14 protein-coding genes are annotated in these 20,755 nt (G+C 38.9%); all 14 read left to right on the top strand.

All coding sequences use genetic code 11. The features are described from left to right. Positions 1 to 94 precede the first annotated feature (94 nt). The gene (locus tag DWX33_RS09460) at positions 95 to 1,306 is read left to right on the top strand and encodes a DUF418 domain-containing protein (RefSeq protein ID WP_122380266.1); all 1,212 of its coding nucleotides are present in this window, start codon (positions 95 to 97) and stop codon (positions 1,304 to 1,306) included. A gap of 326 nt (positions 1,307 to 1,632) precedes the next feature. Next, positions 1,633 to 2,223, top strand: a complete 591-nt coding sequence (locus tag DWX33_RS09465; RefSeq protein ID WP_041525604.1) for an RNA polymerase sigma-70 factor — start codon at positions 1,633 to 1,635, stop codon at positions 2,221 to 2,223. Positions 2,224 to 2,303: 80 nt separating this feature from the next. Then, positions 2,304 to 3,227, top strand: coding sequence for a FecR family protein (locus tag DWX33_RS09470; protein ID WP_122380267.1), 924 nt, complete (start codon positions 2,304 to 2,306; stop codon positions 3,225 to 3,227). A gap of 226 nt (positions 3,228 to 3,453) precedes the next feature. Beyond that, a complete protein-coding gene (locus tag DWX33_RS09475; RefSeq protein WP_158595294.1) occupies positions 3,454 to 6,816 on the top strand; it encodes a TonB-dependent receptor in 3,363 nt (1,120 codons plus the stop codon). 12 nt (positions 6,817 to 6,828) lie between these two features. Continuing rightward, entirely contained in the window at positions 6,829 to 8,292 is a 1,464-nt protein-coding gene (locus DWX33_RS09480; RefSeq protein WP_122380269.1) for a RagB/SusD family nutrient uptake outer membrane protein, read from the top strand. A 49-nt stretch (positions 8,293 to 8,341) separates the two neighbouring features. Beyond that, a complete protein-coding gene (locus DWX33_RS09485; protein WP_233570155.1) occupies positions 8,342 to 9,775 on the top strand; it encodes a sulfatase in 1,434 nt (477 codons plus the stop codon). 23 nt (positions 9,776 to 9,798) lie between these two features. Next, complete coding sequence (locus DWX33_RS09490) at positions 9,799 to 12,075, top strand: GH92 family glycosyl hydrolase (protein ID WP_122380271.1); 2,277 nt, start codon at positions 9,799 to 9,801, stop codon at positions 12,073 to 12,075. Between the two features lie 8 nt (positions 12,076 to 12,083). Then, the gene (locus DWX33_RS09495; protein WP_122380272.1) at positions 12,084 to 13,622 is read left to right on the top strand and encodes a sulfatase; all 1,539 of its coding nucleotides are present in this window, start codon (positions 12,084 to 12,086) and stop codon (positions 13,620 to 13,622) included. Positions 13,623 to 13,626: 4 nt separating this feature from the next. Then, positions 13,627 to 14,451: an alpha/beta hydrolase gene (locus DWX33_RS09500; protein WP_122380296.1), complete on the top strand. Its 825-nt coding sequence runs from the start codon at positions 13,627 to 13,629 to the stop codon at positions 14,449 to 14,451. A gap of 6 nt (positions 14,452 to 14,457) precedes the next feature. Beyond that, complete coding sequence (locus DWX33_RS09505) at positions 14,458 to 15,909, top strand: sulfatase (protein ID WP_122380273.1); 1,452 nt, start codon at positions 14,458 to 14,460, stop codon at positions 15,907 to 15,909. 69 nt (positions 15,910 to 15,978) lie between these two features. Next, positions 15,979 to 18,177: a GH92 family glycosyl hydrolase gene (locus DWX33_RS09510; RefSeq protein ID WP_122380297.1), complete on the top strand. Its 2,199-nt coding sequence runs from the start codon at positions 15,979 to 15,981 to the stop codon at positions 18,175 to 18,177. 24 nt (positions 18,178 to 18,201) lie between these two features. Further along, positions 18,202 to 19,053, top strand: coding sequence for a class II fructose-bisphosphate aldolase (locus tag DWX33_RS09515; protein WP_122378919.1), 852 nt, complete (start codon positions 18,202 to 18,204; stop codon positions 19,051 to 19,053). Next, positions 19,050 to 20,054, top strand: a complete 1,005-nt coding sequence (locus DWX33_RS09520; protein ID WP_122380274.1) for a carbohydrate kinase family protein — start codon at positions 19,050 to 19,052, stop codon at positions 20,052 to 20,054. Before DWX33_RS09515 ends, DWX33_RS09520 begins: the two co-directional genes overlap by 4 nt. Beyond that, entirely contained in the window at positions 20,051 to 20,719 is a 669-nt protein-coding gene (locus DWX33_RS09525; protein WP_122380275.1) for a D-lyxose/D-mannose family sugar isomerase, read from the top strand. The genes DWX33_RS09520 and DWX33_RS09525 overlap by 4 nt, the downstream gene beginning before the upstream one ends. Positions 20,720 to 20,755 lie beyond the last annotated feature (36 nt).

The following is a 20,755-nucleotide window of genomic DNA, read 5'->3' on the forward strand; positions in this document are numbered from 1 at the left end:
TTGGAGTTTGAAAGTATTGCGGCGTTTAGTGCCACCATTTACTTTTGCGTTATCAAACTTGAAAAAACGAATAAGAATAAAAATTATTACGGATATGGAAATGAATAAGACACTTGCTTCGTCCGGTGGACGTATTACGGTAATCGACGCTCTGCGTGGCTTCTCCTTGATTGGTATTTGCTTGATTCATGGGATGCAGCATTTTGGCGCTATGGGGACGATGGCTCCCCAAGCCATGTTCCCTTGGGAAGGGACGCTGGATGAGATTTTTCGGTGGTTTATTAATTACTTGGTGTTCGGCAAGTTCTTCATTATATTTTCTTGCCTGTTTGGTTTGAGCTTCTTTATCCAGATGGATCGGGCAGCTCAAAAAGGTGTTGATTTCCGTCCTCGTTTTTTATGGCGATTGGTACTATTGCTGGTGATTGGTTTTGTTCATGGTTTATTAGTCCGTGTAGATATTTTGTTGGTGTATGCGTTGCTTGGTTTTGTATTGGTATTGATGTATAAATGGCCTACTAAATTATTGGTGGGAATCACCCTTTTCCTTTTCTTGGGCGGTGCCTCGCTAATTCCCGTAGCGTATAAGGCTGTAACGGCTCTTGCCGTCGAGCAAGTGGTGGAGAGACCGGCTGCCGCACCTATCGCTCGTGCTGAGGCTCCCCGGCGAGTCCCGACATTAGCCGAGACCATTGAGAACAACGCTTGGGACGGATTGGTAGGAAAAATGAATTTCCAGTTTGCCAGCGGTCGTATCTATCTGACCTTGGGATTGTTTATCCTCGGATTTATCGTAGGCCGAATCCGCTTGTTCCAACGCATGGATGAGTTCCGTAGCCGTTTGAATTACGGGGCGTTGGTCGCATTGGTTTTAATCGGCTTGTTGTATCTGCTAAAACCTTATATACCTGCCGCATCTTGGCGTGAGGTCTCTATCAATGCGTGGATGGGTGCTACGACAACTAACTTGATTAATCTGATGACGGCTTATCTGTGGGTGGTGTTGGTCTTAGAGGCTTACCGCTCGGTAAAAGTTCAAAATGCCATGAAACCATTGGTTAGCTATGGGCGTATGGGATTGACAAACTATATCGTACAATCCGTGACCGGTGTCTTTATTTTCTCCGGTTTTGGCTTGGATTGGAGCCATTTGGGTGTTTTCTTGAGTGTATTGGTCTGCCTTGGATTTACGGCTATACAGATAGCCTTTAGCCAATATTGGCTGTCGGGCTTGCGCTACGGCCCGATGGAGTGGTTATGGCGGACCGGCACGTATATGAGATGGCAACCCATCCGTTTGGGTTAAGCCGGAAAGCTTTGTTCTCAATACAAATTCCGTACAATAAGACCACTGATGAGCCTAGTGTGTAAAATGCTAAAAATCAGAGTCAAAAAAGCACGATGATCTTTCATCCAAAACGCGTACGACTTTTTGAAAAAACATGTACGTGTTTTGGATGAAAGTCGTACGTGTTTGTCCCGAATCCTTCCACTGAAAACCAGAGCGCATATAAAAATCTACAAGAAGCTTCATTTAAACGGAGCGGTAAATGAAAAAGCTGTGGATGGAAGATCGTATAATTAGAAATAATATTTTTAATTTTCATTTTAAAATCTCATCTTTGCGATGAGATGGATGTTAAGGAGCGGTTAATAGTGCAAAAATTACGAAATGGCGAGCAAGATGCTTATCGATATTTATATGATCGTCATTATGTGGTACTATGTCAATTTGCGAATGAGTTGGTTGGCGACCCATTTCTAGCGGAGACTATAGTTGGTGATGTGATATTTCATCTGTGGGAAATCCGTGAGACATTGGATATAAATAGCTCTCTTCGTGCTTATCTAATGCGGGCTGTGCGGAACCGCTGTTATAACCATATCTCATCAGAAAAGGAAAAGAAGGAAGTTCGTTTCTCGAAGATTGAGTCTGAGACCTTAGGGTGGGACGCTATGATACAATCGGATGAACAGCCGCTCGGTATATTACTTGAACGGGAGTTAGAGAAGGAGATCATAAAATCAATCGATAGTTTAGGCGATGAATGTAAACGAGTTTTTAGGAAAAGCCGTTTTGAGCATAAGAAAAATGAGGAAATCGCTACAGAGCTAGGAATTTCTGTCAATACGGTTAAATACCACATAAAGATAGCTTTAACCCGCTTACATCAAGATCTGAGGAAGTATCTGATCTTGTTGATATCATTTTTCTCCTTGTGAGGATGAAAAAATTGATGTTTCTCACTACCCCTTGAGGAGAAATAACTGTCTTATATATAAAAGCTGGATATTTAATCTATATGGAAGAAAAGAAATCACATACGAAAAACGAGCGATCATTACCTGATCATGAAGAACAAGAACTTTGGTTCTCTGCTTTGGTTGCCGATGATTCCTGTGCCTATAATGTCGATAAGGCGTTCGATCGTTTTGTTTCTCGTACCCAGCAAAAACGCCGTACGGTTTTCAATATTCCTAAAATCGTTTATGGTGCGGCAGCGGTTATCCTATTATTGATCGCTTCTACGATTTCCTATTGGTGGGGTGAGCGGCAATTACAGAACCAGTTTGCGGATATCTTGGTGGAAGCTCCTTTAGGGGCCAAGACCAAGCTGATTTTACCGGATAGCACATTGGTCTGGTTAAACGCTGGCTCAAAGATCGTATATTCGCAAGGTTTTGGGGTGAAAGACCGCCATCTTCGGCTGAATGGAGAGGCCTATTTTGAGGTGAGGAAAAATGAGAAGTTACCTTTTGACGTGATGACGAAAGAATTGAATGTAAAAGTATTGGGTACTAAATTCAACTTTCGGAATTATGACGAGGACGAAGAGGTAACCGTGAATCTGTTGGAAGGAAAAGTTCAGCTAGAGAATTATGTGAAGAAGATGGGAATAAACTACTTATCTCCTTCGGAGAAAGTTACCTTGAATAAACTTACCGGGGAAATGATTATAAGTCGGGCGGAAGTGAAAAACGCTAAGGAATGGACGAATGGCGGACTTTTCTTCGATGAGATGCCTCTATCTGACATTGTGAAAGAACTGAATCGTAGCTATAATGTGAAGATTCATATTGCGGATGAACAGTTAACCCATAATCGCTTTTATGCGTTATTCAATAGAAAAGAACAGACTATCTATAATGTGTTAGATATTATAACTGCGACAAATCAAGTAAGATATAAAGTGGAAGGTGATAGTATTCTGCTTTATGCGAAGTGATAGATAATTGTTTAACCTTAAAATTGTTTTAATATGGAGAATATGGAAGGAGATTAAAAAAGGAGTAACAGGATAATAAAAGGAATCGGAGAATGGGCTAGATCCTCCGACTCGTAAATCCTCAAATTACATTATGCAAATGATCTGGATGAGGATTACAAATGTAATCAATCCTCTGAAAGGTCATCATCAATCACAAGTTAAATTACTAAAAATTAAGCTATTTATGAAAGTTGTAAAAAAGGCCATTTATATGGTCGTAGCTTCGTTTTGCTTAAATCTAACTGCCAATGCTCAGGATATAACCTTGAAAGCTAGCAATATAACAGTAAAGCAAGCGATGGATGAACTAAAGAGTAGAAGTGGCTACTCATTTGTATTTTCATCTGCGGATGTGGATACAAGGAAGAAAATATCCGTGTCTGCGGAGAATCAATCGGTCAATGCGGTAATCGAACAGATCTTGCGTGGTCAAGGATTGATATATGAGATCCAAGGGAAGAATATTATCTTGAAGAAAGAGGGAGCGATTGAGAAAACAGTATCCAAGAAAACTAATAAAATAACAGGTGTTGTTTTAGATCCTAGTGGAGAACCGGTTATTGGAGCCAATGTTGTTGTAAAGGGCTCTACAAATGGAACAATAACAGATATTGATGGGAATTTTTCTATTCAAAATGTTCCGGAAAATGCTGTTCTTTTGGTTTCTTATATAGGTTTCAATACGAAGGAAGTGGCTTTGGCTGGTAAAACAGCTGTGTCAGTTAGGTTGCAAGAAGATACCCAAGTGCTGGATGAAGTTGTAGTGGTAGGTTATGGTGTAACGAAGAAAAGAGATTTGACAGGGGCTGTAGGAGCAGTTAAAATGGATGAGAATGTTATTAGTTCACCAGCTGTTGATGCTGGACAGGCCATTGCTGGACGTGTAGCTGGTGTTCAGGTTGTTTCTGCCACAGGTCGTCCGGGAGCTTCTTCTACCGTTCAAATTCGTGGTATAAATTCTGTTACAGCTTCTCAGGCACCACTAGTTGTGGTGGATGGTATCCAAATGCCCGACTATGATTTAAATTTGATTCCTCCTAGTAATATTGAGTCTATTGATATTTTGAAGGATGCGGCTTCTGCTGCGATTTATGGTTCTAGAGGAACAAATGGTGTAATTCTTATCACTACAAAAAGCGGAAAGGAGGGTAAAGGTAAAATTAATTTTGGATATAAGTTTAGCATACAGCAGCCGATAAAAAAGGTTGATGTTATGAATTCCGCAGAATATGCCGAAGCTGCTAAGGATGCAATCCAGAATGCATGGATTGAAGATGGTGGAGATCCTAATGCTCCTAATACTTTAGAAGCACGTAGGAATCAATATAAATATACTTGGCCTACGGCGTTAGACTCTCCCGAAACTTTATATGATACGGATTGGCAGGATGTAATATATAGGAATGCCCCTATGCATCAAGTTGATTTAAATTATTCATGGGGGAATAAAACCTCTAATTTCTCAGCAACTATGGGAGTTGTCAAACAAGATGGTGTCGTGATCACTTCAACATATCAGAAATATACGATGTCTTTACAAGCGTCCACAAAAATCAAGGATTGGCTTCAAATAGGAGGAATGATGACCGCATTGTATGATAAGGAACGAGAACCTTTTAGTCGGACAGTGGAGTGGGCTGTTCAGTATCCCTCTATTTATCCAGTTTATGGTAAGGACGGCCTTTTAGGTGAACCTACAACTACTGAGGGATTTGAGAACTATAACTCATTGTTGTTTAGGGCTCGTAATGGGCATCCTCTTTATTGTATTGATTGGGAATTATATAGTAAGAAATTCAAGAATTATGGAAATGCTTTTATTGCCCTAGATATTATTGACGGATTGAAATTCAAAACTACTTTTAATTATTATATAAATCGTTCGGATAGAGATGAATATCAGCCTAAAGACCATAATATGGGACCTAACGCTATGGATGCAGGCTATGGCTATAAAAAATGGGATAGGACGCTTTATGTCACAAGCGAGAATTTACTTACATATAATAAGGAGTTTGGTAAACATGTGATTTCTGCGTTAGCTGGTTATGAGGCAAATTATCGTAGGTTGGAAAGTGTAACCGCTGCTCGTACAGATTATGAGAATGACTTGATTCATTATGTTGGTGCGGGTAAAACATTAAGTGCAGCTGCTGATTCTGATGTTGAAACAGCCCGAGTCTCTTGGTTTGGTAGGGCTTCATATACCTTTGATGGAAAATATATGCTTTCAGCTTCTTTGCGTAGAGATGGATCATCACGTTTTGGAGCAAATAATAAATGGGGCTATTTCCCTTCGGTATCTGGGGCTTGGAGGTTGTCTGATGAATCTTTTTTTAAGCCATTGGTTAAAATAGCGAATACTGTAAAAATCAGAGCAAGCTATGGTGTGACTGGAAATGATGGGATTGCAGACTATTCTTGGATAGCAAATTTGGATAAAGGGAAAATCGTTTATGGAGAAAATATAGAATCTTCTTATTATCCTAGTAAATTAGGCAATCCAGATTTAAAATGGGAGAGGCTACAACAATTAAATATAGGTGTGGATTTAGGATTTTTACAAAATAGAATTCTACTGGAAGCCGATTGGTACCGTTCTTATTGTGATGGATTACTATTAAATGTTCCGGTGCCGGCTACTTCGGGATTTCAGACAGTACTTAAAAATATAGGAGAACTGGAAAATAAAGGTGTAGAATTAAATTTAACGACAAGAAATTTAGTCGGTAAATTCCAGTGGCAGACTGTATTTAACATCTCAACGAATAAAAGTAAAGTGTTAAGTTTAGGAGAAGATGATGCTCCTATATTGTTTTACCCGGGTAATGCTGGACAATTAGGCTTGATTACACAAGTCGATCATCCTCTATATGAATTTTATGGCTACAATTATCAAGGGGTAATCATGAATGAAGAAGAGTTAGCATCAGCAGCTAAATATCCAGGTATTGGCATTGGCTATGGAAAATATGAAGATGTTAATAATGATGGAAAGATTGACTCAGAGGATCGTACTACATTGGGGCAAAATACTCCTAAATTTATTTGGGGTATGACAAATACGTTTAAGTATAAGAATTTTGACTTAAGTTTCTTGATCCAAGGTGCACATGGACAGAAGATTTATGATATGAATATGATTCGTTCAACTTATTATCATGAAGGACGAAACTATCTGGCAGAAATGGTGGATCGATATCGTTCTCCGGAGCAACCAGGAGATGGTTATCATTATAAACTAAATAGAAATACGAATCATTTTGAAACACAGGGGTCTTCTTATTGGTTGAAAAATGGCTCATATATACGTTTTAAAAATATCACATTGGGTTATACCTTACCTAAGAGTTTGACAGATAAATTGCATATTGGTTTTGCTCGTCTCTTTGTTAATGGAACTAATTTATTTACGATAACAAAATATCCAGGGATAGATCCTGAATCGTTTAAAAATAATGCAACAGAAGCTAGAAGACGAGGTACTTCGGATAATCAATATCCAACGGCTAAGGTTTTTACAATGGGAATTAATGTTGAATTTTAAAAGGATCATGTTATGAAAAAAGTGATAGTCTTGATTTTAGCTATGGGAGCTTTGATGATTTCTTGTGGTGATGATTTTTTGAGTAAGTTTCCAAATACGCAAGTTTCAGAAGGGAATTTTTATAAGACAGAAGATCAGTTGTCTGCTGCTGTAAACGATTGCTATAGGCAATTGAACAGATTGTATGAAGAGTCTAGCATTTGTGAATTATATGGAGAGTTATATTCTGATAATACATGGATGCAGTATTTTGCTTCAAGTGATCCTTTTCTAGATAATATAAGTAGATATATACAGGAAGATAATAATGGGTATATATTAGATGCATGGAATGCTTGTTATAATGGTATATTCATATGTAATAATGTATTATATTGGCTAGAGAACAGTGAGGCTGTTTATAAGGAGGAAAAAACAAAAAAGCAATTCATAGGAGAGGTTCGTACTATTAGAGCATTGTTTTATTTTAATATGGTAAGGGCGTGGGGAGCTATTCCGATGCCTTTGGCTCCGATTTCTCCGGAAGAATCTTATAATTATTTAAGGGAGGATCCTTCAAAAGTATATGAACAGATTATAACTGATTTGACTATGGCGAAAGAGTATCTTCCCGAATCTTATTCTAAAACGCATGTTGGAAAAGTGACGAAATATGCAGCTATGGCTCTTTTAGGGAAAGTTTACTTAACGCTTGGAGATAAGACTAAAGCTGCTGTAGAACTGAAATCGGTTATTGACAGTGGTTTATATTCATTGGATACGAATGAGGATGGGCTAGTTGATGGTACTGACTATGAGTATTTATTTGCTCCAACTACAAAGAATTGCAAAGAATCATTGTTAGAATGCCAATTTTTAGCAGGAGTTTCAAATCCGAATAGTACACACCAGACTGCTTATATGCCTTTTTTATGGTCTTTCCATCTACCTGGGCAAACAGAAACATTCCGAGGACATGGGCATTGTACGCCAACGAAGGATTTGATAGCGGAATTTGAACCGACAGATACTATTCGTAAAAATGTTACTGTTGTTGAGGGTTTCGTTGATTTAGAAAGTGGAAAATGGGAAGATTATGCATTTACGATGAAGTTCTATGATCCTAATTGGAGAAATCCTGGTAATAATTTTAAAATACTGAGATATGCGGACGTTTTATTGATGTATGCAGAGGCTGTGGGTGAAGATGAAGGTAAGAAGTACTTAAATCAAGTTCGTGCTAGGGCCGGGCTTGTTGGATATGGTGATGCTGATTATCCGAAGGAGTATAATACCTTTAATAAAGCTTTAGAGCATGAGCGCCGTGTAGAATTGGCAATGGAATTCCATCGCTTTTTTGACTTAGTAAGAACAAATAGAGCAATGGAGGTAATAAACTCTAAAGGGTTTAACTTGACTAAAGATAAATTACTTTTTCCGATACCAGTGAATGCGATAGATATTAATCCTGGACTTTTGCAGAATCCGGGATATTAAAATTAATCAGGGTTGCCTATGTATGGGGCAACCCTATAAATAAAATATCATGAGAAACTTTCAGAAACAAATATGGATGTTAGTTTCGCTTCCTATGATCTCATCGGTTGTTTATGGGAGCGAAAAATCAGAAAAAGGTTTACCTAATATCATTGTCTTTGTTGCAGATGATGCAGGTATGGATTTTGGATGCTACGGGAATAATGGTATTAAGACACCCAATATTGACCGGTTGGCAAAAGAAGGGATACGTTTTGAGAAGGCTTATCTTACTTCTCCTCAATCCAGCCCTTCAAGAACGAGTATGATGACCGGCCAGTTTGCCCATACGATAGGCACCGAGGACTTGCACAACCCTTTGGATGGGTCTACGAAAATGATGCCCTATTATTTTAATCAAGCCGGGTATTCAACAGGGGTAATGCTTAAAACGCATTGGGGACCTAATGGCGATAAGCAATTTACCCATGTCATTAAAGGGGGATATAAACCGAATCAGGGAGATTTGACGGAGGAGCTGTATCGTAATTACCGGAAGTTTTTGGATGACAGCAAAGAGCAACCCTTTTTCTTATGGGTTGGCTTTATTGATCCTCACCGGCCTTATAATCGAGAGGTTTGTCCTCAAATCAATAAGCCAGAGGATGTGAAAATACCTCCGTTTTTGGTGGATGCGGCAGATACCAGGAGGGATATGGCTGATTATTATGATGAGATTTCCCGTATGGATCGGAATATAGGGATTATGCTGGGAGAATTGGAAAAAAGAGGAGAGCTGGAGAATACGATCATTGTGTTCATGAGCGATAATGGTCGTCCTTTCCCCCGCTGTAAAGGTTCCTTGTATGATACGGGGATTCAAACCCCTCTTATTTTTGTGTGGGATAAACATATCACACCGAATACAGTGCATAGCAATGGCTTGGTAAGTTCGGTGGATTTAGCTCCTACCTTGTTGGATTTGGTGAGAATTAATATGCCAGATACTGTTTATGGTAGAAGTTTTAAAGAATTACTTTTTGATCCTACGAAAAGAGGACGGGACTACATTTTCGCTGAAAGAAATTGGCATGATACGGATGAATACATTCGTTGCGTACGAACCGAAAAATATAAGTTTATTTATAACGCATATTATGAGCTTCCTCATGGCACGACGATGGACTTAGGCTCAAGTTTGAGTTGGTATGATTTGAAAATCGCTCAAAAAGAGGGAACGTTAAGCAAGGAGCAAGCTCTTTTATTTACTTCTCCTCGTCCAATGATAGAAATTTATGATTTGGAAAAAGATCCGGAAGAATTTACAAATGTGGCGGATGTGAAAGAGTATCGAGACGTTGGTAAAAAATTGGCTAAGCTTTTGGTGAATTGGCAAAAGGAGACAAAAGACCATCCTTGGTGGATGCGTCGCAGATGTGACCAAAATGATCGTGTGACAGGGTTCCCCTTGTATGAGACTCGTCCGGGGTTGTGGGCAGATTGATTTTGAATATAATTAAGATGATTATGAGATGTTTTTCGTATTGTGTTAGTTTATTTTTATTTGTATCCTGCGTTAATGTTTCAAACCAAAAGGATACAAGCCTGTCAGGTTTGAGCTATGTTAATACTTTAATAGGGACAAACTCGAATAGAGCTTTCTCTCATGGCAATACGTACCCTGCGGTTACGCAGCCTTGGGGTATGAATGCTTGGACACCGCAAACTGGCTTGATGGATGATCCTTGGGTATATACTTATCAGTCAGATTCTATTCGGGGGTTTAAGCAAACACATGTGCCAAGCCCTTGGATTGGTGATTATGGTGCTTTCTCGATCATGCCTGTTACAGGTTCATTGAGAACAAAAGATACGGAACGTTCATCTCGTTTTTATCATTCGGATGAATTTGCTACTCCTTATTATTATAAAGTGCATTTGGCAGACTATAATGTAGATGCTGAATTGACCGCAACGGAACGATGTGGGTATTTGCAATTCTCTTTTAATGATAATAGGGATCGTTTTGTGATATTAGATGCTTTCAATAAAGGAGGACATATAAAGATAATTCCGGAAGAACGGAAGATAGTTGGTTTTTGTAAGAATAATGCGGGAGGCGTACCTTCGAATTTTGCGAATTATTTCGTGATGGTATTTGATTCTGACTTTTCTGATTGTGGAGTTTGGAACAAGAATGGAATTTATGAACAAAAAAAAGAGTTAGAGTCTTCTTATGTTGGGGCTTATTTATGTTTTGAAAATAGTCGTAATCGAGTTTCTGTAAAAGTGGCCTCATCGTATATCTCCGTGGAACAAGCGGAGTTAACATTGAAGCGAGAGATTGGTGACTTGGATTTTATGCAAGTTAAAGAAAAGTCAAGATTGGTTTGGGCAGATTTGATGGGACGTATTAACGTTGAAGGTGGAACTGAAGAACAGAAAAAAACTTTTTATTCAAATTTGTATAGAGTTTCTTTATATCCTCGTCAGTTTTATGAGTATGATGAGAAAGGGGAAGCTGTTTATTTTAGCCCTTATGATGGGCAAGTGCATAAAGGATTCATGTTCAGCGATAATGGCTTTTGGGATACTTTCCGATCAGCTCATCCTTTTTATACCTTGTTGTTCCCTGAGTTGACAGGGAAGTTGATGCAAGCATTGATTAATATTTATGAGGAGGGAGGATGGCTCCCGAACTGGATAAGTCCGGGTTATCGGAATTCGATGATTGGAGCCCATGCGGTTTCTTTAATTAGCGACGCTTACGTAAAAGGTATCCGGGACTTTGATGCCCAAAAGGCATTGGAGGCGGTTCGTAAAGAATGTTCCATGGATGCTCCACGATCTTTTATGGGAAGATATGGCTGGGAAAATTATAATAAGCTAGGTTATGTCCCTTACCCTAAATATCCTCAAGCTGTTTCAATGACATTGGAATATGCTTATGATGATTTTTGTGCGATGCGCTTAGCGGATTTGTTAGGAGAAACAGATGATGCTATTGAGTTTAAGAGACGTGCGATGAATTATTCTCATGTTTATGACTCTATTTCAGGATTTATGCGTCCGCGCATGCTTAATGGGGAATGGCATTCTCCATTTGATCCGTATCGCTGGGGTGGTCCTTATACGGAAGGTAATGCGATTCAATATAGTTGGAGTGTTTTTCATGATGTGCAAGGTTTGGTTAGTTTAATGGGTGGAAAGTCGCGGTTTATCTCCAAATTGGATTCTGTGTTTACACGTCCTCCCAAATTTAGCTTATATGATCGTAGCTTTAATGAGATTGCAGAAATGCATCAAGCGGGATTTGGTCAATATGCTCATGGAAATCAACCGGCCCAACATCTTCCCTATTTGTACACATACGTTGGAGAGGCTTGGAAAACTCAATATTGGGTTCGGAAAATTATGGATTGTTTGTATAATTCAACTCCTAATGGTTATTGCGGCGATGAGGATAATGGACAGACATCCTCTTGGTATTTGTTTAGTGCCTTAGGATTCTATCCTGTTTGTCCGGGTTCTGGGGAATATATTTTAGGAAGCCCTATCTTTGATAAGGTGACACTTTCTTTATCTAATGGGAAAAAATTTGTTATCTCTGCTCCGGGAAATTGCGAAAAAAACAGGTTCGTGGGACAAACCTATTTAAATGAAGATATATATTCTCCTTTATTTATTCGTCATGAGGATATAATTCAAGGAGGAACTTTACGATTTGATATGGTATCTGATCCTCTTAGAGATAAACAATATAGTAAGGATGACTATCCTTATTCTTTATCGAATTTTAATTAATCGTTAGTATGTATAAGATATTTTCTACGGGTTTATTCGTTTTTGTAGAGGTTAGCTTTTTTTTCGCACATTCAGAAAATAAGGCTCCTAATATCATTTTTATTATGTCTGATGATCATACCTCTCAAGCTGTTAGTGCTTATGGTGGGATATTATCATCAGTACTTCCAACACCCCATATAGACCGGATAGCCAAAGAAGGCGTTCGTTTGAATAATTGTTTTGTAACCAATTCGATAAGTACCCCTAGTAGGGCGGCTATTTTAACAGGGCAATATAGTCAAAAAAATGGAGTATATACATTAGGTGATCGTCTCTCGAGAGATTTGCCGAATGTGGCAAAGGAGTTGCAGTGTGCCGGTTATCAGACTGCTATTGTCGGGAAGTGGCATTTAGGAACAGAGCCAAGTGGGTTTGATTATTATAAAGTTCTTCCAGGGCAAGGCCGATACCATGATCCGATATTGATCGAAAAAGGGAATTGGCGTGATGTCGCAAATAAAGAGGGGGAAGGGGCTATAGGAAAAGTTCATAAGGGGCATAGTACCGATGTCATAGCAAATGAGGCCATTTCCTATTTGGAGAATGTGGATAAGAATAAGCCATTTTTCTTGATGTGCCATTTCAAGGCTCCTCATAGACCTTGGCAACCTGCCGAACGCTTTAAGGGGTTGTTGGAAGGAGTGAATGTTCCCGAGCCATCTAATTTGCTCGATGCTTATGAAAGTAAAGGAAAATATACTTCTGAGATACGAATGGGGCTAGAGTTCATGAATAAAAATGACTTGAAAACTCCGATTCCATCGGATAAGTCCAGGGATGAATTCAGGCATTGGGCTTATCAAATTTATATTAAGGATTATTTACGTTGTGTAGCGGGAGTAGATGAGAACGTCGGTCGAATCTTGAAATTTTTGGATGAGAATAATTTAACGGAAAATACAATTGTCGTTTATACTGGAGATCAAGGTTTCTTTTTAGGGGAACATGGATGGTTTGATAAACGGTTGATGTATGAAGAAAGTCTTCGTATGCCGTTTTTGATTCGCTATCCGAAAGAAATTCAAGCGGGAGGAATAAATGATGATATTATCTTAAATATAGATTTTGCTCCTTTGTTCTTGGATTATGCGGGGGTTAAGAATACGCCTGCTTATATGCAAGGAAAAAGTTTTCGGGATAATTTATTAGGAAAGACTTCTCCGGAATGGCGACAGTCTATGTATTATCGTTATTGGATGCAAGGAGATGGCGCTCATAATGCGACAGCTCATTATGGAATACGTACGGATCGATATAAGTTGATTTATTATTATGCAAGATCTCTTGGGAAAATCGGAACCAAAGATGGTACGATAGCTCCAGAATGGGAACTGTATGATTTGGAAAAAGATCCAAAAGAGATGCATAATATTTATAATGATCCCCAGAACCAATTCTTAATAAACAAATTGAAACTTGAATTATTGAGGTTGAAAAAAGAATATGGTGATGACGATGAGAGTTGTGAAGAGATGAAAAAGATTAATGACGTTTATTTTAAATAAGAATATGAGGATATTAATAGTCATACTAATGTCGCAATTATTTACTTGCTTATCCTTGCAAGCAAGGAGTGTAGAAGTGGTATATAAAACAGTCGATTCATTGCAAATGAAGTTGTATATCGATTATCCGGATGATATGAAAGCTTCTGAAAAACGACCGGCGATTGTGTTTTATTTTGGAGGGGGATGGATAGCTGGAGATATCGCTCATTTCAAGCCTCAAGCCGACCATTTTGTTAAGAAAGGGTTGATAACAGTTCGTGTTAACTATAGGGTTCAGGGTAGGCATAAGGTATCGCCTTTTGTTTGTCTTTCTGATGCGAAATCCGCTATTCGTTATATAAGAAAAAATGCGGACAGCTTGTGTATCAAGAGTGATAGCATAGTGGTTTCCGGAGGCTCAGCCGGAGGTCATTTGGCAGCGGCAATCGCATCAATAGATGGTTTTAATGACGCTACGGATGATTTATCCGTAAGCTGTAAGCCGAATTTGCTGGTGTTGTTTAATCCAGTGTTGGATAATGGCCCCGAAGGATATGGTTATGATCGAGTAAAAAAGCATTATAAGGAATTTTCTCCTTATTACAATATAAAGGAAGGATTACCTCCAACTATAATATTCTTAGGGACAAATGATAATTTAATTCCTGTGGAAACGATGGAAAAATATAGGGATAATATGTTGGAATTAGGAAATGTATGTGATCTATACTTGTATGAGGATCAGCAACATGGTTTTTTTAATCATGGTAGAAATAATAATGTTTATTATTATGATACTTTGAACAAGATGGAGAGTTTTTTGAATAGGTTTAGGTATATAAAATGATATACGATGGATACTTCGAGAAGAGATTTCATAAAGAGCGCAACATTGGCGGCGGGGACTTTTTTGTTGTCGGGATCTTGCACCTCTGTAGCGAGGAATGATAAGCGGAGAGGTAAAAGACCTAATTTGGTATATGTCTTCGCGGATCAGTGGCGTGCCCAAGATGCAGGATTTGCGGGAAATAACGATGTTATTACTGAAAATATAGATAAATTGGCTAGTGAGAGTTTGGTATTTAAGCATACGGTGTCTTGCATGCCAGTATCTACTCCTTATCGTGGCTCTTTGTTAACAGGGCAATATGCCCATACGCATGGACTGTTTTTGAATGATGTAACCTTGGATCCTGATTCGGTTTCTATAGGAAAGGTATATAAAAACGCTGGTTACGATACAGGATATATAGGGAAATGGCATGTAAATGGGAATGGAAGAAGTAATTATATTCCTGAGACACATAGGCAGGGTTTTGATTTCTTCAAGGTCTTGGAGTGTACGCATAATTATACGCATTCTGCTTATTATGACAATAATGATCCGGAAAAAAAATATTGGAAAGGGTATGATGCTTTTGCACAAACAGAAGAGGCGGTACATTACATGGAAGAGCATGCTAATGGGGAAAAGCCATTTGTCTTATTCCTGTCTTGGGGACCACCTCATAGTCCTTATGAGGTTGTACCGGAAGAATTTTTGAATTTATATAAAGATAAGGACATAACTCTTCGTCCGAATGTCCCGGATCAGATGAAAGAGAAAGCGACTCGTGATTTAAAAGGATATTATGCGCATATAACGGCTTTGGATCGATGTGTAGGTATGCTTCAAGATGCGATTAAACGTTTGGGGGTGGAGGAGGATACGATATTTGTACTCACATCAGATCATGGGGATATGTTAGGCTCTCAAGGATTGGAGTGTAAGCAAAAACCTTATGAAGAGAGTATAATGGTTCCCTTCCTATTAAAGTATCCGGCTATATTTGGGAAAAAAGGCAAGGAGGTTGAAACGATCTTAAGTTCTGTTGATATAATGCCTACATTGCTTGGAATGTCAAATGTGACTGTACCTAAGTCTGTTGAAGGGAAAGATTTGTCTCCTATATTACGGGGAGAAATTACTGATTTTACGGAAATGGCCTTGATCGAATGTATCGCACCTTTTGGGGAATGGGAAAGAGATAAAGGAGGAAAAGAGTATAGGGGTGTACGAACTAGGAGGTATACGTATGTTCGGGATTTATCAGGCCCTTGGCTTTTATATGATAATCAAGAGGATCCGTATCAATTGAGAAATTTGGTTCATGAAGTAGGCTATAAGTATCTTCAAGAACAATTGGATGAAAAACTGTTCAGCTTATTAAAGGAGCATGGGGATCCTTTCTTGGAGGGAGAATATTATATTAAACAATGGGGATATACGGTGAATTCAAAAGGCACCGTGGAGTATACACCATAAAGTGTAGAATAACAGCAAGTCTTAAATATTAAAATTGATGCGAAAATGAATAAATCGAAGTGTTTTTGGATGAGAGTTTTTTTGTTTGCGTGTGGGGTGTTCGCATTGGATGCGCAATCAGAAAACGCTCCCGTAGACTATGTGAACACCCGTATAGGAAATATAAGCCATTTGCTTGTTCCTACTTTTCCTACGACTCATCAGCCTAATAGCATGCTTAGGATGATTCCCGGGCATCATGATTTTGTTACAGATCGGATGCGTGGGTTACCGTTGAATGTGCCTTCTCACCGTAGGGGGGATGTTTTATTGCTTATGCCTTATTGTGGCAATTTGGATGTTTCAAAGGGGGCATTTGATTATAGGTATGATCATGAAATATCCAAACCTTATTTTTACTCTGTTTTTTTGGATGATTACGAGATAGAAGCTCGCTTTGCTCCAATGAAAAAGTCGGCTATCTATTCATTTGCTTTTGAAAAAGAAGATAACCCCCAAATAATATTGAGAACAAACGCTAAAGGCGATTTGATTTGGGCAAATAAAGCCTTGAGCGGCTATGAGATTTATAACGGGATTAAGCATTACTTTTATTTGGAGTTTGATCAAGATCCGTTAAGTGTGTCTTCTCTTGATTGGGAAAAGATCTGCGCAAAGTCTATTTCTTTTGATTCTTCCGTGAAGGAAATTAAGGTGAGGTATGGAATCTCTTATATTAGTGTCGAACAGGCCCGGAAAAATTTGAGAGAAGAAATTGCTGATTTTGATTTGGATCGAGTTGCTGGCCAAGCAAAGCAAGAATGGAATAAAGCTTTGTCTAAAATTGTGATAGATGGGGGCACAGAAGATCAAAAGACCGTTTTTTATACGTCATTATATCGGGCGCATGAAAGGATGATTAATATTTCGGAGGATGGAAAGTACTTTAGTGGATATGATGGGAAAGTCCATGAGGACGGAGGAGTGGATTTTTGGGTAGATGATTGGGTATGGGATACTTATCTTGCGCTTCATCCATTACAAGTTCTGTTAAACCCGAAAGCTCAGGAACAGAAGCTTTCCTCCTACATTCGCATGTATGAGCAATCGGGCTGGATGCCAACTTTCCCATGTGTGTTTGGCGACGCTCATTGCATGAATGGAAATCATGTAGCAGGTGTTTTTGTGGATGCGTTACATAAAGAATTGCAGTTTGATGTGGAGAAGGCATTTGAGGGAATGAGGCATACGGTAATGAATGAATCCATGATCCCATGGTATTTGGGACCTAAGACAGAGTTGGATGATTTCTATCATGAGCATGGTTGGTTCCCAGCCTTACATCCGGGAGAAAAGGAGGTTTTCCCAATGGTTGGCCCTTTTGAGCAGCGGCAAGCTGTTGCGGTTACTACTGCGGCATCTTACGATGATTGGTGCATTGCTCAGTTGGCCAAATATCTAAAAAAAGAGACAGAGTATGATTTCTTCAATAAACGTTCTTACAATTACCGAAAAGTCTTTAATAAGGAGACGAACTTTTTTCATCCAAAAGACAAGGATGGGAATTTTATAGAACCATTTGACTATATTTTTTCAGGAGGTATTGGTTCTCGAGCTTATTATGATGAGAATAATGCTTGGACATATAACTGGGATGTACATCACCATATTCAAGATCTAATTGATTTATTTGGAGGGGAGGAACCTTTCACGGAAAAATTAGATCAATTATTTGTAGAAAGCATGAAGCGATCTAAATGGCAGTATTATGCCGTGCATCCTGATGCTACCGGTAATGTGGGGCAATTTGTCATGGGTAATGAGCCCAGTTTCCATATTCCTTATTTATATAATTATGCGGGTCAGCCATGGAAGACGCAAAAACGGATCCGTATGCTTATGGAAAGTTGGTTCCGGAATGATTTGATGGGAATTTGCGGCGATGAAGATGGTGGGGGGATGTCTGCCTTCTATGTTTTTTCCGCATTAGGTTTTTATCCGGTATCTCCGGGTGTGCCAGTTTATACGATAGGTAGCCCTTTGTTTGAGAGATCAGAGATTCGGCTGGCGAATGGAAAAGTGTTTACGGTGGTTGCTCATGGAGCTTCTTGGGAAAATAAATACATCCAGTCCGCTAAATTGAATGGAGTAGAGTATGATAAGACCTGGTTTACCCATGAGAATATCATGGAAGGTGGAACATTGGAACTGTTAATGGGCAACCGTCCTAATAAGGGCTGGGGAATAGGTGAAGGGGCAACCCCTCCTTCTAGTGAATTTGTTGATTGATTCTTTGTACAAAAAATATTGTTTATGTTAGTTTCATTGAGAGAAATTGTAGCAGATGCTTATCAAAATGGTTATGCTGTTGGAGCATTTAATTGCTTAAGTTTAGAAAATGTGGAAGGAGCGATAATGGCTGCGGAGGAATTGAACTCTCCTATTATTTTACAACTAGCGGAAGTACAGTTCCCTTGTGCGCCATTAGAGAAGATGATACCTATGTTTGTGGATGCGGCTCGCAGCTCCTTTGTTCCCGTCGCTGTTCATCTAGACCATGGATTAAGTTTCAATACTTGTGCGCAGGCGATTCGCTTAGGGGTTACATCTGTCATGATTGATGGTTCTACCCTACCTTTAGAAGAGAATATCCGAGTTACTCGTGAAGTAGTCCAAATGGCCAAGGCTTTTGGTGTAGCAGTTGAATCTGAATTAGGGAAAGTTGGTGATACTGATACGGTGGAATGGGATAATAATGTGAATACGTTTACAGATGTAGATGAATCAATCCGATTTGTACAAGAAACAGGCATTGATGCCCTTGCTATTTCTATAGGTAATTTACATGGGAAATATACAGCTACACCTAACTTGAATATCCAACGACTAAAAGAGATCAAAGACCGGAATCCAATTCCTTTAGTTCTACATGGAGGATCGGGTACTAGTGAGGCTGACTTTAAGGATTGTGTTCATAATGGGATTAGTAAGGTAAATGTAGCGACTGCTATTCAATTGCGTATAATGGATGAGTTACGTGAGTGCATGAAAAATGAGACTGATTTGGGGTACATTGGATTAAAAGAAAAAATAAAGTGTGCGTCAAAGAATGCTGTAGCAGATCATATCAAACTGTTTGAGAGTAATAATAAAGTAAAGCAATGAGGACGGGGATTATTGCAGCTGGGACATGGCTGGCCGATTTGATCAAATTTATTCCTTATTATCCTGCTCCGGGAAATTTGGTCTCTATCGAAAAAGAAGAAGTTGGATTAGGAGGATGTGCTCACAATGTTTTGATGGATTTGGCAAAATTGCAGAGTGGATTGCCTTTGTATGCTGCTGGTTGTATAGGAAAAGATGCGTATGGGGACTTGATCTTGAAAACAGTCATGGAACAAAGGATAAATGCGAAATATTTATGTCAGTTATCCAGTGTTCCTACATCTTATACAGATGTTATGGTGGCCAAAGCGGGTACAACCCGTACGTTTTTTCATAATCGAGGAGCGAACGCAGAGTTTGGTATAGAATATATAGATCAAATAGATGTTCCTGCTAAGATTTTTCATTTAGGATATCTATTGTTATTGGATAAGTTGGAGGAACCGGATAAATTCTATCAATTGAAAGCAGCCCGTGTTTTTCATGAATTGCAGCAAAAAGGCTATGAGACTTCCGTGGATGTAGTCTCGGAAGAGAGTGATCGTTTTCGGAATGTCTTATTGCCTTGTTTACCATATATTAATTATTTAGTAATTAATGAGGTGGAGGCTGGATCATGCTATGGGGTATCTTTACGTGGTGATAATGGGGAAATTCTGTTGGATCAGGTAAGGCTTGTTGCGGTAGATTTGATGAAAGCAGGAGTGAATACGCTGTGTTGTATTCATTTTCCAGAAGGAGGATATGCCTTACATCGTTCTGGTGAGGAAGGCTTTTGCCCATCCTATAAGATACAATCAAATGAAATTGTTTCTACGGTTGGAGCAGGAGATGCCTTTTGTGCAGGAGTACTATATGCGGCACATGAAGGTCTGGGATTAAAAGATACACTGCGGTTTGCAAATGCTTTGGCGCATTTTAATTTATTACATGCGACTTGTTGTGGTGGGGCACCTAGATTAAAAGAAGTTCATGATTTTATAAAAGTAAATAAGATATGAGAAGAAGTGAAATAAACCAATTTATACATGAGGCTATCGAGTTTTTTGAAGAAAGCCATTTTTATTTGCCGGAATGGATATTATGGAGTCCTGCGATATGGGAAAAGAAAGGTAAAGCTTATGAAGAGATTCGTTTAAATCATTTAGGATGGGATGTGACAGACTTCGGGAAAGGACGATTTTTGGAGGAGGGGCTTACGCTGGTTACAATTCGTAATGGGAATATTCATCGTGACAAAAAAAGTTACTGTGAAAAAATCATGATGGTTCGTGAAGGACAGGTTACCCCTGTTCACTTCCATTGGAAAAAAATGGAGGATATTATTAATAGGGGGCGTGCTATATTGTGTATGCGCTTATGGAAAGCGACGGCGACGGAGGGATTATCTACAGAAGATTGCTGTGTAAGTATAGATGGTGTTAGGACGAAAATTAAGGCTGGTGAAACTTTGCGATTAATGCCGGGGCAGAGTATCTGTTTTGAGCCTTATCTATATCATACATTTTGGTCTGAAAATGGGCATTGTTTGGTAGGCGAAGTTTCTACAGTAAATGATGATATTAATGATAATCGTTTTTATGAAGAATTGGGCCGATTTACGATTATAGAAGAAGATGTTCCTGCGGAGTTTGTATTATGTAATGAATTTTTAGTAAAGGATTAGAAAGAAATTTTCATTAAGATGTGAAAGGCTCAGATG

It is taken from the genome of Parabacteroides sp. AF19-14 (assembly GCF_003635485.1).
GTDB classification, from domain to species: domain Bacteria; phylum Bacteroidota; class Bacteroidia; order Bacteroidales; family Tannerellaceae; genus Parabacteroides; species Parabacteroides distasonis.

Excerpts from the sequence above, each read along its gene's own strand:
- DWX33_RS09510 (WP_122380297.1), top strand. The coding sequence starts at position 15,979 with ATGAGAGTTTTTTTGTTTGCGTGTGGGGTGTTCGCATTGGATGCGCAA.
- DWX33_RS09460 (WP_122380266.1), top strand. The coding sequence starts at position 95 with ATGGAAATGAATAAGACACTTGCTTCGTCCGGTGGACGTATTACGGTA.
- DWX33_RS09475 (WP_158595294.1), top strand. The coding sequence starts at position 3,454 with ATGAAAGTTGTAAAAAAGGCCATTTATATGGTCGTAGCTTCGTTTTGC.
- DWX33_RS09500 (WP_122380296.1), top strand. The coding sequence starts at position 13,627 with ATGAGGATATTAATAGTCATACTAATGTCGCAATTATTTACTTGCTTA.
- DWX33_RS09465 (WP_041525604.1), top strand. The coding sequence starts at position 1,633 with ATGGATGTTAAGGAGCGGTTAATAGTGCAAAAATTACGAAATGGCGAG.
- DWX33_RS09485 (WP_233570155.1), top strand. The coding sequence starts at position 8,342 with ATGAGAAACTTTCAGAAACAAATATGGATGTTAGTTTCGCTTCCTATG.
- DWX33_RS09480 (WP_122380269.1), top strand. The coding sequence starts at position 6,829 with ATGAAAAAAGTGATAGTCTTGATTTTAGCTATGGGAGCTTTGATGATT.
- DWX33_RS09470 (WP_122380267.1), top strand. The coding sequence starts at position 2,304 with ATGGAAGAAAAGAAATCACATACGAAAAACGAGCGATCATTACCTGAT.
- DWX33_RS09525 (WP_122380275.1), top strand. The coding sequence starts at position 20,051 with ATGAGAAGAAGTGAAATAAACCAATTTATACATGAGGCTATCGAGTTT.
- DWX33_RS09490 (WP_122380271.1), top strand. The coding sequence starts at position 9,799 with ATGAGATGTTTTTCGTATTGTGTTAGTTTATTTTTATTTGTATCCTGC.
- DWX33_RS09495 (WP_122380272.1), top strand. The coding sequence starts at position 12,084 with ATGTATAAGATATTTTCTACGGGTTTATTCGTTTTTGTAGAGGTTAGC.
- DWX33_RS09505 (WP_122380273.1), top strand. The coding sequence starts at position 14,458 with ATGGATACTTCGAGAAGAGATTTCATAAAGAGCGCAACATTGGCGGCG.
- DWX33_RS09520 (WP_122380274.1), top strand. The coding sequence starts at position 19,050 with ATGAGGACGGGGATTATTGCAGCTGGGACATGGCTGGCCGATTTGATC.
- DWX33_RS09515 (WP_122378919.1), top strand. The coding sequence starts at position 18,202 with ATGTTAGTTTCATTGAGAGAAATTGTAGCAGATGCTTATCAAAATGGT.